This is a genomic window from Galbibacter marinus (assembly GCF_000300875.1).
Taxonomy (GTDB): Bacteria; Bacteroidota; Bacteroidia; order Flavobacteriales; family Flavobacteriaceae; genus Galbibacter; species Galbibacter marinus.
In genome coordinates this window covers 382919-394717 of sequence record NZ_AMSG01000002.1, presented here as the reverse complement: position 1 = coordinate 394717, position 11799 = coordinate 382919, and the positions used below count along the sequence as shown (strand labels likewise).

The window sequence follows — 11799 nt, the reverse complement described above, 5'->3', positions numbered from 1 at the left end:
TTTCCCCACCTTCGGCAATACCCAAACCGTTATCAGCAATCCGTCAGAAGCTCGTCCACGAAAGAAAAAACCGAAAAATTCACCATAAATAGTTTTTTTGGAAAATCGCATCTTTACAATATTTTTTGAATGAAAGTGAATGAAAAAAATCGAAAAAGTGACAATAAAGCGAAGTAAAGAAATTACCGAAAACTATTTTCAGTTTTTAGACAAACATATTGAAGATGTCGTTTTAGGAAAGGTTGATGAATTTATGGAAATAAACCAAATAGCCAGCGAATTATTTGTTTCTCATAAACATTTAACAGATACCGTTCAAAAAGAAACTGGAAGTCATCCTTGTCATTTTTATGACCTTAAAATTCTTGATGAAGCCAAAAAAATGCTTTTAGAAACAGATAAAACTATTTCTGAAATTGCAAAAATATTGACATACGATCCATCGAATTTTTCTAAGTTCTTCAAAAAATTTATTGGACAAACTCCTGGACAATTCCGAAAAGAAAACAAAAAATAAAAACTACCGAAAAGTTCACCACGATTTATATTTTTTGCTTAGCCATCTTTGCTAAATCAATTGTTTAACATTTAAAATCAAACAAAATGGCAAGAAACGATGTAAATGGAAAAGTAGTTTTAATTGCAGGTGGTGCAAAAAATTTAGGTGGCTTACTAAGCCGTAATTTTGCGGCTAAAGGAGCAAAAGTGGCTATCCACTACAATAGCGACAACACAAAGGCGGAAGCCGAAAAAACATTGGCAGATATCATAAACGCAGGTGGAGAAGCATTTTTATTCCAAGCTGATTTGACAGATGTAAAAAACATTACAAAGTTTTTTGATGCAACTATTGAAAAATTCGGAGGAATTGACATTGCTATTAATACGGTTGGAAAAGTATTGAAAAAACCTTTCGCAGATACCACCGAAGAAGAATATGACAGCATGAACGACATCAATGCGAAAGTTGCTTATTTTTTCATTCAGGAAGCAGGCAAAAAACTAAACAATAATGGAAAAATCAACACAATTGTAACTTCGCTATTGGCTGCATTTACAGGATATTATTCTACTTATGCAGGTGCAAAAGCTCCAGTAGAGCATTTTACAAGGGCTGCTTCCAAAGAGTTTGGTTCAAGAGGAATTTCTGTAACTGCCGTTGCTCCAGGACCAATGGACACGCCATTTTTCTATGGACAAGAAAGCGATGATGCCGTAGCCTATCACAAACAAGCCTCTGACTTAGGTGGACTTACAGACATTAAAGACATCGCACCTTTGGTTGAGTTTTTAGTAACCGATGGTTGGTGGGTTACTGGACAAACTATTTTTGCAAACGGGGGCTACACAACAAGATAAAATAAAATTTAATATTTTGAAAAGCAAATGACTTAGTTTTTTGCTTTTTTTAAATTTAAAGATTATGATTTTAAAAATTCTCAATTCAGCATTGATTTTATTTGCGGTGTTTATGGGTGCCAAGCACGGATGGAATATGCTCGCTACAAAACCAGAAATGCTCGAAATGTTTGGTAAATGGAATTTTAGCAAAAATGCTGTAATGATTAATGGTGCAGTTACCTTATCGGCATCTATATTAATCCTTTTTCCGAAAACATTCGTGTGGGGAAACTTTCTAATGGCAGCGGGAATACTGATGATTATCTGTTTGCAGTTGCTCAACAAAGACTTGAAAGGCGTGGCGATAGAAATCCCATTTCTGTTACTCAATTTAATCATCATTTATTTACAACACCCATTAAAATCGAATGTGTTATGAGAAAATTTCTAATCATTTTGTTTTCCTCTTTTTCACTTACGGCGTGTGGACAAACACAAAACACCAATCAAACAACAGATAAAAAATCAGAAAAAATGCAAGACGAAACTCTATTAAAACCAGTAAAAGCATTGATGGAAGCAATGCAAACAGAAAATGCCGAACTGATCAGAGCTCAATTTTCGGAAACAGCCACTCAAGCCTATGGTGCGGATGGAGTGATGAAAACAGCCGAAGAAACCAAAAAATGGATTGAAAGTGATATCGTGGATCGCCAGGGCAAGGTCGCCAACCCTGAATATTCTGTGATAAGTGAAAATGAGGTTGTTGTCAAAGGGCAGTATTCGAGTGTAGGTTATACAAATAAGGCTAACTTTTTATTTATCGTTGAGAACGGATTGATAACAAGTTGGAGAATGAGATATTAAGTACGATAGTTTATTACCTATAAAAGGACTGCTGATAACATCGCATTGGCGAAATGGCGGGTTAAGGAAAATATAGAAAGTTCGTACAATTTTAGTCGCAACAACTTTTTATATTTCCTTTTTTCATAAATTTAGAAAATAATAAAAGGCTGTTGCTTAGGTAAATGCAAGACTGAAAGTTTAGGTTTTCTAATCCGCCACTATCGCCAATACGCGGCTCGTTAGCGGTCAGGCTATTAAAGGCAATGAAAATAAATCTATGAAAGAGAATACAATTAATTTTAAACGAATATTTATTTTTTTAGTAATAGCTATTGCACTTTCTAATATATTTAGATTTGACATTTTTGGAACAAAAGAAATTTTGGAAATATTACCAACTTGGATTTATTTACTTTCTGTTATATTGCTTGAAGGAAGTGGGGTTTATATAGGAGCTTTAATTGCCATTTACTTACTTCGTAAAAAACAGAAAACTGAAATTTCATTTTTTGGAACATCAAAAAGAAAAGGTCTGTTAATGTCCTTTATTCCAATAATATTATTGGCAATTATCGGAGTAAAGAATGAATACGGTATAAATGTAAATTTGTACGGCTTAATTGTTGTTTTGGGAAGTTTGATTTATTGCATTATGGAAGAGTTTGGCTGGCGTGGATATTTGCAAGAAGAACTTAAAGACATTAAACCTATAAAACGATACTTGCTAATAGGCTTCATTTGGTACTTTTGGCATTTGTCTTTTCTGACAAAAGCCACTTTATCTGAAAATCTATTTTTTCTCGGTATTTTGTTATTTGGAAGTTGGGGCATTGGACAAGTTGCAGAATCGACTAAATCTATTTTGGCAAGTTCCTGTTTTCATTTAATAATCCAAATAATGATGTTTAATTCATTAATCAAAGATGGACTAGATGGAACACAAAAACTAATTATTTTAGGCATTTCAATTTTTATATGGATAATTATTCTCGGAAGATGGAAAAAAGAAAATGAGTTGAAATTACTGAACGAAAAGCAAAGCCCGAACCGCTAACAAGCGTTTGGCAAAAGTGGCGGTTTCGTACTTAGTATGAAACTTTTTCATAAGTTTGAATTTCGTGCTTCGCTTGAAGTTTAGCGATAAAAGTCGCCACCTTCGCCAAGCGCCGAAACGTTGTGCGTAAGCTGAAAAAACAGTCCAATAAAGAAAAGAATGAAAAATTTGAATAAATATGTTTCGATTTATCAAGAACAACTGAAAAAAGGAGACATATTAATCGCTTACAATGAGTTAGTGAAATTCGTTATGAATTTAAGAACGGAATTCATAAAAACTCAATCGGACAAATATTCGTTTGCTGGAATTCTTCATGGATATTTAGACTATACATATTTCTACTATTCAAACGATTTTTTAAAAAGAAAAAAGCTAAAATTCGGACTTGTTCTAAATCACGTGGAAATGAGATTCGAGGTTTGGTTACTTGGAAGCACAAAACCGATTCAACAAAAATATTGGGAGTTATCGAGAAACACAAAATGGAATAAAGACAAAACAGAAATGCCTAAATACTCAATCCTTGAAAGCATAATTGTGGAAAAACCTGATTTTGACAATTTGGACAAACTAACCGAACAAATAGAAATCAAAATGATTAGTGCTTCGGACGAAATATTGGACTATCTAAAGACACTAAATTGACAAAGAATAAAAGCCTACGCACAATAACTAAGCGTTCGTGTGGTCGGTACGACCAAACATGAACGCTTAGTTATAGTCACCTGTTTTTTAATGCCACTATGTTTACGGGCTTCGCGTATAATCCACTGTATACCCCGGGTAGATAACGGCACAGGTGTACCTTCTGAATGATTGCCGTTAAAGCACCAGATACGAGGATGTTCGGCTGAGATATAGGTTTTAAGACCTCGAATTTGCAGATCAGATAAAGGAACGTAACGATCCTTGTTACCCTTACCCTGACGGATATGTAGCATCTTTCGATCGAAATCCAGATCCTTTAACTGAAGGTTACGAAGTTCGAAGCAACGTAGTCCACACCCGTATAGCATAGCCAGTACCAATCGGTGTTTGAGTAGTTTTGGCGTTTTAAGAAGACGTTTTACCTCTTGACAGCTTAATACTACGGGAAGTTTGTTTGGACGCTTAATGGCTGGAAGTACCACGCGCATCTTCTGTAACTCATAGATACGATACAGATACCTTAATCCGTAAACCGTATGTTTAAAAAAACTCTCTGATGGTGTTTTGTTTTTAGATTTTAAAACATGGAGATAATCTAAAATTTGTTCCTCATCCAAATCTAGTGGACTACAGTTAAAATGCAAGGTGATGTGTGCTAAACAACGTGCATAATTGGTAAGCGTGCTTTGGCTTTTTCCTGATAACGTTACAGAGCGTTCTAGTTTGCGATATAAATCTGTAAACTCAGGTACAGAATGACACGCTTTTTCAATGAGCGTATGACTTTTTTTTCATAATTTTAATATTTCAAGATTTAATATGACTTAAAGGTAGCCAAAAGTGACTTTACTGCACTGGAAAGCTACCTTTAGGTTTAGTTCAACAATGTGTATAAGCAATAGCGGGTTCAGTGCAAAATTGAAACGAAATGAATATTAATAAAGGTAAGTGTTTAACCGAAAAGTTAGTGGTTTTTAATCCGCTACTGCTCATACACTAGACCGTTAGTGGCAAGCATAAGACAACCCCGAAAAAATGGGACATATAAGAGAATATTACGAAAGAATCGTGAAACTGAAAGAATCAGAATGGGAATTTATCGCTTCTCATTTTGACAGAAATGTTTTTACTAAAAATGAAATCATAACCCGACAAGGCGAAACCGAAAACTATCTTTCATTCATTGAAACAGGCATTGTACGTTTTTACATTCCCGATGACGAAAACGAACTGACATTCAATTTTAGTTTCAATAAGGAATTTACTTGTGCATATGACTCTTTCCTTACACAAACACCATCCGAGTACGAATTGCAAGCATTGACCGAAACCATTGTTTGGCAAATTTCGTATGACGACTTACAAAAAGTGTATGCACAAATCAAAGTTGGAAATTATTTAGGACGCTTTGCTTCCGAAAAACTTTTTCTTGCCAAAAGCAAACGAGAATTATCACTTTTGAAACACAATGCGAAAGAGCGTTATTTAAAACTGTTCAGCGAACAACCTGAAATCTTAAAATTCATTCCATTAAAGTATGTTGCTTCCTACATAGGAATAACACCACAAGGGTTGAGCAGGATACGCAGACAAATTACTTAACATCGGTTCATTGCTTGCTTTGTTTGTTCTTTTGACCTTTGCAATAAAAATCAAAAAATGAAACGAGCAATTTTAGCATACGGACATAGCATTTTAAAACAAAAATGTAACGACATAGAAAAAACTTATCTCGAATTGGACAAGCTAATTGCCGATATGTGGGAAACAATGAAAAACGCCAACGGTTGCGGATTGGCTTCGCCACAAATCGGGCTTCCAATAAGACTTTTCGTAGTGGACAGTAAAACGACCTTTGAAAATCTTGAAGAAGCAGATAGGAAAATTTATTTTGCACAAGACGACAAAGGAATAATGGAAACTTTTATCAATGCAAAAATTATTGAACGTTCCGTGGAGCTTTGGGAAGACGAAGAAGGTTGTTTAAGTATTCCTAACTTATCCCAAAAAATAACAAGACATTGGACAATTACGATAGAATATTGCAACAAAGATTTTGAACCTCAAACAAAGACATTTAGCGGAACAACTGCAAGAATGATACAACACGAATACGACCATACAGAAGGAATTTTGTATCTTGACTATCTAAAACCACTGACAAAAAAACTAATGGAAGGAAAACTTAAAAAAATAATTAAGGGACAAATACAGGCAAAATACCCGATGAAGTTCGTATGACAAAAATGCCAGCCACTAACAGCGGCTATGCGACAGGCGGGAAATCCGTCTTCGGTTGATAGATTACGGATACAGAAAATGTTCGTTTCCAAAAGGACAATTCCGGGTAAAAGCCCCGCCCGGCGCATAGCCGCGGAACGTTAGGTAAAATATGAAATCCGTCACAATATTGAAATTTATCGCAAACAATGTACAATAAAGCCATTTCAAAATATTTCTTAGATATTAATGCGTTCAATGTTCCGTTTTCATTGATTTTTGCTTTTACTTCAGGTATATTATGGAGTATCGCAATTTTTTCATCGTTTGGTATTTTGACAGGATATATTGGTTATCAAACATTCAAAAAGAATGAATATTATGGATATTACAATCTTGGATTTACAAAAACTGACCTTTTAAAAAGAGTGTGGTTACTTAATACTTCTATTTCAATTTTATTGTTTCTAATTTATTTAATATTTAGGTAAATGGATTTTTTAAAAGTAACCGACCTTAACAAATCTTACGGAAATAAAACCATTTTAAAGAATATTGAACTTGACTGTAAAACAGGAGAAACAATTGGAATATTTGGTCGCAATGGAACTGGAAAATCGACTTTGTTAAAACTAATATTTGGGACAGTTAAAGCCGACTCTATTCAAATAGGGATAAATTCAGAAATCATAAATCAAAAGAAGATTATTTCATCAAAAAAAATCGGTTACTTACCTCAAGACACTTTTTTGCCCAAAGAACGGAAAGTACGGGAAATAATCCCTTTGTTTTACCCAAATGGTGATGACCAGGACAAAATTTTTTATTCGCCACAGGTATCAAGTTTTGAAAAAATAAAAGTTGGTAAGTTATCTTTAGGACAATTACGCTATCTTGAGTTATTGATTATTGGAAATCTAAATCATAAATTCTTGATGCTGGACGAACCTTTTTCAATGATTGAGCCAATTTATAAAGATGTAATCAAGAATTTATTACTCGAACTCAAAAAATCAAAAGGAATTATCTTGACCGACCACTATTATAATGACGTTCTTGAAATTACGGATAAAAACTTCGTTTTGAAAGATGCGGACAAAATCGAAATAATGGATAAAAATGATTTAGTGAAATATGAATATTTGAGGTCTAATGAATAATAAAATACTTTGCCTAACTATTTTAGCCCCCAATAAGATCGGAGTGATATTTTAAATTTTGATTATAATCCTGTAGGTGCGTTTTTAAAGTGTTAAATTTGGTATAGGTATCTTCCGTCCAGTTATTGATTTTCCCGTTGTAATTTGTAAAATCATCAAAAACTTCAAAGAAAGATAGTTCAGTAGATTTTTGAATTATTCTTTTCTTAGGAATCTTCTTATTCCCGGATCTAATTTGTTCGAAGGCTTCTTTAATTTCAGTTGTAGTGGGGATTTTTTCTTCTATTTGAAATTTAAAAAACAAAGAATTTATCTCTGATTTTTGTTTTTCAATATTCAGATTGATCTCTTCAGCTATCTGGTCATTACCATTAACAGTTCCTTCAATCACCTTTTTGTTTTCACTATCCCATTGATCCAAATTAATGCGAAAACCGCTATATAAATTTATTCTCTTTCCGGAATAAGTTAACCGAAGAAAAATAGGGGCATTTTCTTCTACTATGACACCTTGCCTTCTTCTTTTTTCAATAGCAATAGTGATTTTTTTCTTTATTGTAATCATTGGCTGTAAATATATACAGCCAAATCTACAGCCACTTTTTTTGATATTCAAAGAAATTCAATAAAAGTTTGAGAATTTATTTTTATTTAAAAAACTGAAATACAATGAAATAAGTATTTAGTGATTCTTCTTGATATTATAGGTGAGAGAGCCTCTTCCTCCGCTGAGAGGGTCTTCATTAAGAAGACACTTTTTTTTTTCGAGTAAGCCATCCTTTTTGCTTAGTGGCATAGATTCGGATCAATCTCAAAAGTTGTTTTTTTTCAAACATCAGCACAACAGGTAATCCCTTCATATATCACAAATTAATTAACATCTGGTTCTAAAAATATTCGTAGTATTGTATATGTTCAATTTTCGCTTACAAGTTTTTTATACGGTGGCCAAAAGGCTTAGTTTCACTAAGGCTGCGGAAGAATTGTTTATCTCCCAACCTGCAGTAACCAAACATATAAAAGAATTGGAAGACCAGTTCAATCTTCCTTTGTTTACCCGGAAAGGAAACAAGATTTTATTATCCCCAGCAGGAAAAACATTACTTAAACATACAGAGCATTTACAAGAGATTTATCGTCGAATTGAATTTGAAATGAACCAATTTAATCAAACCCAAAAAGGGACATTGCATGTTGGTTCAAGTACTTCGATCACTCAGTATATTCTACCACCTTTACTTGCCCAGTTTCACAGTACACATCAAGAGGTTAAAGTGGAATTGCTCAACGGAAATTCAGAACAAATAGAACAAGCACTTCTAAATAAAGACATTGAACTAGGAATTCTCGAAAGCAAATCCAAAAGACGCGAAATCCATTACACCCCATTTTTAAAAGATGAGATTGTACTGGTATGTAGTAGTAAAAATCACTTGGCTAAAAATGATGAGATAAGTCCAGAAGAGTTGAAACATATTAATTTACTCCTAAGAGAGCCCGGTTCAGGGACCCTAGAGGTTATTGCGGACACTCTTAAACAAAAAGGAATCCGTCTCTCCGACCTACAAGTAGAAATGCAACTTGGAAGCACAGAGGCCATTAAATCATATCTACAACATTCGGACTGTATGGCTTTTATCTCCATTCACGCCATCTTTGACGAGTTAAAGAATAACACCCTCAAAATAATTGAAATTAAAGAACTTCAATTTCTAAGAGATTTCTATTTCATAACACCATTAGGTCCATTAGGTGGATTACCTGAACTTTTGATTCAATTTCTAACTCGAAATCATAAGTTATAATTATACACGGGTTATGTGATTCTTAAAAAAACAACCTATAAGTCTAATTACCAACACTTTTAAATTTTATAAAAACCCTTGTTTTTATCCTAGGCTATAACTTTAGGTTATTCTATATTAAAAATAGCTATTGGCGATCCATTATTTCACTACCTACCTTTGACAAATAAAAAGGAACAGGTCAACTGTTTACATTGTTTAATCAAAAAAATTACTAAGATGAGTTTACGAATTGCAGACGATGCACCGAACTTTACAGCCCAAACTACATTAGGTGAAATCGATTTTCATCAATGGTTAGGAGATCAATGGGGAATCATTTATTCACACCCAGCGGACTTTACACCAGTATGTACAACCGAACTTGGACGTACTGCTCAATTAAAAGATGAATTTGCAGCAAGAAACACAAAAGTATTGGCTGTCAGTACTGATTCAGTTGAATCCCATAATGGATGGATCAATGATATCAATGACACACAAAATACACAGGTGGAATTTCCAATTATTGCTGATACCGATAAAAAGGTATCGACTCTTTATAACATGATCCACCCAAATTTCTCTACAACAGCCACAGTTCGTTCTGTGTATTTCATCAGTCCAGATAAAAAAATTGGAGCCATCATTACTTACCCTGCCTCTACAGGAAGAAATTTTTCAGAAATATTAAGAGTTCTTGACTCACTACAGCTTACAGCTGGACACAGTGTTGCTACTCCTGTAGATTGGGAAGTAGGTCAAGATGTTATCATCTCTCCTGCAGTAAAACAAGAGGATGTAGAGGCTAAATTCCCAAAAGGACATCGTGTTGTAAATTCATATTTAAGATATACACCACAGCCGAACAAATAAATAAACAACACAGTAAGCCATGGAATTACATAAGGGATTAGGAAGAGGACCGTTCAATGATAGTCAAGCTGAAAGACTTAGCAATGTACTATCTGAACTTGATGCTGATCAGCTTCATTGGTTAAGCGGTTATATTAGTGGAATTACTCAAACAACTTCATTTGGCCCTGCAACTACTACCAGTCAAGAAGTCGTTTCAGTTGCAGCCAAACTTGAGAGTAAACCACAAAATATAACCATCTTATTTGGTAGCCATACAGGTCATAGTGAAGCCCTATCAGCTGACTTAGCCGAAAAGGCAAAACAATTGGGTATCGAAGTAAGTGTTTCTGACATGGCTTCCTTTAAAACCCGAGACCTAAAAAAGATTGAAAATCTCGCAATAATTGTAAGTACTCATGGTTTAGGTGAGCCTCCAGTACAGGCGGAAGATCTCTATAAATATCTTCATGGAAAAAAAGCACCAAATCTTTCTCATATTAATTTCTCTGTATTAGCACTGGGTGATAGTAGCTATGCGGACTTTTGCCAAACTGGGAAAGATTTTGATGCTGTACTAGAGAAATTAGGAGCTAAAAGAATTCTCGATCGTCAAGACTGTGACGTAGATTATGAGGATCCTGCAGAGACTTGGCAAGAAGCTTTTTTAGATAGCCTAACTCAAAATTCAAATCAAGCTTCCTTAACTGAAAAGGTTCAAGCCAATGGCACACCTGTAGGTTCAAAAACAGTATATTCTAAAAAGAATCTCTTCGAGGCCACCATTTTAGAAAAAATCAACTTAAATGGTAAGGGATCCTCCAAGGAAACCATCCACATTGAGCTGGATCTAGAGGATTCAGGAATAACTTATGAACCTGGCGACGCTCTAGGTGTATACGGTAGTAATTCACCCAAATTAACTCAAGCCGTTTTAGAGGCAACTAAATTATCTGGGGATCAATTAGTAACCACCCATGATGGTGAAAAGACCTTACATGACGCACTTACTTATGATTACGAATTAACACCATTAACCAAATCAACTTTACAAAAATATGCTGAATTAACGGATAGTTCTAAGTTAAAGGACATCCTAAATGGTAGCGACATTCAAGAATATCTTCTTGGAAGAGATATCTTAGATTTGATAAATGAAACTCCATACGAATTATCAGCAGAAGAGTTTATCTCCACTTTAAGAAAAAATACCGCTAGAATGTATTCCATTGCCTCCTCACAAGAGGCTGTAGAAAACGAAGTGCACCTTTTGGTGTCCGTAGTGCGGTATAATGCTTTAGGTAGAGACAAAGAAGGACACTGTTCTACTACCCTAGCCGATAGATTAGAGGTAGATGACAAGGTGAAAGTTTTTGTGGATAAAAATACGCGCTTTAAACTCCCAAGTGATCCTGAATCCCCTATCATTATGGTTGGTCCAGGAACTGGAGTTGCACCATTTAGAGCCTTTATGCAGCAAATTGAAGTTTCCCAGAAAAAGAATCCTTCCTGGTTATTCTTTGGAGATCGAAATTTCACCACAGATTTCCTTTACCAAACCGAGTGGCAACAATACCTCAATGAAGGTGTATTGACAAAAGCTGATGTTGCATTCTCTAGAGATCAAGCAAACAAACAGTATGTACAAGATAGAATGATTGAAAATGGAAAAGAGCTGTACGAATGGTTAGAGAAAGGAGCTCACTTTTACGTCTGTGGAGATGCCTCGAGGATGGCTAAAGACGTAGACTCTGCTTTAAAGGAGATCATTCAACAACAAGGTGGTCTTTCACTTGAGAAGACAGAGGCGTATATTAAAAACCTTCAATTGTCAAATCGATATCAGACAGATATCTATTAAAGTTAAACATAGAATAGAATCTGA

At 34.7% G+C, this 11799-nt stretch carries 14 protein-coding genes; 12 read left to right on the top strand and 2 right to left on the bottom strand.

Features of this window, described 5'->3' with window-relative positions; all coding sequences use genetic code 11:
• The first annotated feature begins 139 nt into the window (after positions 1 to 139).
• From I215_RS03470 to I215_RS03445, 6 genes are all read left to right on the top strand, one after another.
• On the top strand, positions 140 to 517 hold the full coding sequence (locus tag I215_RS03470) for a helix-turn-helix domain-containing protein (RefSeq protein WP_008990567.1): 378 nt from the start codon (positions 140 to 142) through the stop codon (positions 515 to 517).
• Positions 518 to 603: 86 nt separating this feature from the next.
• Entirely contained in the window at positions 604 to 1359 is a 756-nt protein-coding gene (locus tag I215_RS03465; RefSeq protein ID WP_008990566.1) for an SDR family oxidoreductase, read from the top strand.
• 64 nt (positions 1360 to 1423) lie between these two features.
• A complete protein-coding gene (locus I215_RS03460; protein WP_008990565.1) occupies positions 1424 to 1780 on the top strand; it encodes a DoxX family protein in 357 nt (118 codons plus the stop codon).
• Entirely contained in the window at positions 1777 to 2208 is a 432-nt protein-coding gene (locus tag I215_RS03455; RefSeq protein WP_008990564.1) for a nuclear transport factor 2-like protein, read from the top strand. The genes I215_RS03460 and I215_RS03455 overlap by 4 nt, the downstream gene beginning before the upstream one ends.
• Before the next feature lie 259 nt (positions 2209 to 2467).
• Positions 2468 to 3244 (top strand): CPBP family intramembrane glutamic endopeptidase, encoded by a 777-nt coding sequence (locus I215_RS03450; RefSeq protein ID WP_008990563.1) that lies wholly within the window; start codon positions 2468 to 2470, stop codon positions 3242 to 3244.
• 159 nt (positions 3245 to 3403) lie between these two features.
• A complete protein-coding gene (locus I215_RS03445; RefSeq protein WP_008990562.1) occupies positions 3404 to 3892 on the top strand; it encodes a DUF7000 family protein in 489 nt (162 codons plus the stop codon).
• A gap of 14 nt (positions 3893 to 3906) precedes the next feature.
• On the opposite strand, the gene I215_RS03440 is transcribed toward I215_RS03445, so the two are convergent.
• Positions 3907 to 4668, bottom strand: a complete 762-nt coding sequence (locus tag I215_RS03440; RefSeq protein ID WP_316928322.1) for a tyrosine-type recombinase/integrase — start codon at positions 4666 to 4668, stop codon at positions 3907 to 3909.
• Between the two features lie 262 nt (positions 4669 to 4930).
• On the opposite strand from I215_RS03440, the gene I215_RS03435 reads away from it, so the two are divergent.
• The 3 genes from I215_RS03435 (at position 4931) to I215_RS03420 (ending at position 7275) form a co-directional block, all read left to right on the top strand.
• Positions 4931 to 5497, top strand: coding sequence for a Crp/Fnr family transcriptional regulator (locus I215_RS03435; RefSeq protein ID WP_008990560.1), 567 nt, complete (start codon positions 4931 to 4933; stop codon positions 5495 to 5497).
• 57 nt (positions 5498 to 5554) lie between these two features.
• Entirely contained in the window at positions 5555 to 6136 is a 582-nt protein-coding gene (gene def, locus I215_RS03430) for a peptide deformylase (RefSeq protein WP_008990559.1), read from the top strand.
• Between the two features lie 470 nt (positions 6137 to 6606).
• On the top strand, positions 6607 to 7275 hold the full coding sequence (locus tag I215_RS03420) for an ATP-binding cassette domain-containing protein (RefSeq protein ID WP_008990557.1): 669 nt from the start codon (positions 6607 to 6609) through the stop codon (positions 7273 to 7275).
• Positions 7276 to 7297: 22 nt separating this feature from the next.
• Here I215_RS03420 and I215_RS03415 read toward each other — a convergent pair whose 3' ends face one another.
• Complete coding sequence (locus I215_RS03415; protein ID WP_156800185.1) at positions 7298 to 7891, bottom strand: Arm DNA-binding domain-containing protein; 594 nt, start codon at positions 7889 to 7891, stop codon at positions 7298 to 7300.
• A gap of 295 nt (positions 7892 to 8186) precedes the next feature.
• Between I215_RS03415 and I215_RS03410 the strand changes: the two genes are divergently transcribed.
• The 3 genes from I215_RS03410 to I215_RS03400 all read left to right on the top strand — a co-directional run bounded on the left by I215_RS03410 (position 8187) and on the right by I215_RS03400 (position 11775).
• The gene (locus I215_RS03410; protein ID WP_008990555.1) at positions 8187 to 9080 is read left to right on the top strand and encodes a LysR family transcriptional regulator; all 894 of its coding nucleotides are present in this window, start codon (positions 8187 to 8189) and stop codon (positions 9078 to 9080) included.
• Between the two features lie 219 nt (positions 9081 to 9299).
• Positions 9300 to 9935 (top strand): peroxiredoxin, encoded by a 636-nt coding sequence (locus I215_RS03405; RefSeq protein WP_008990554.1) that lies wholly within the window; start codon positions 9300 to 9302, stop codon positions 9933 to 9935.
• A 19-nt stretch (positions 9936 to 9954) separates the two neighbouring features.
• On the top strand, positions 9955 to 11775 hold the full coding sequence (locus tag I215_RS03400; RefSeq protein ID WP_008990553.1) for an assimilatory sulfite reductase (NADPH) flavoprotein subunit: 1821 nt from the start codon (positions 9955 to 9957) through the stop codon (positions 11773 to 11775).
• Positions 11776 to 11799 lie beyond the last annotated feature (24 nt).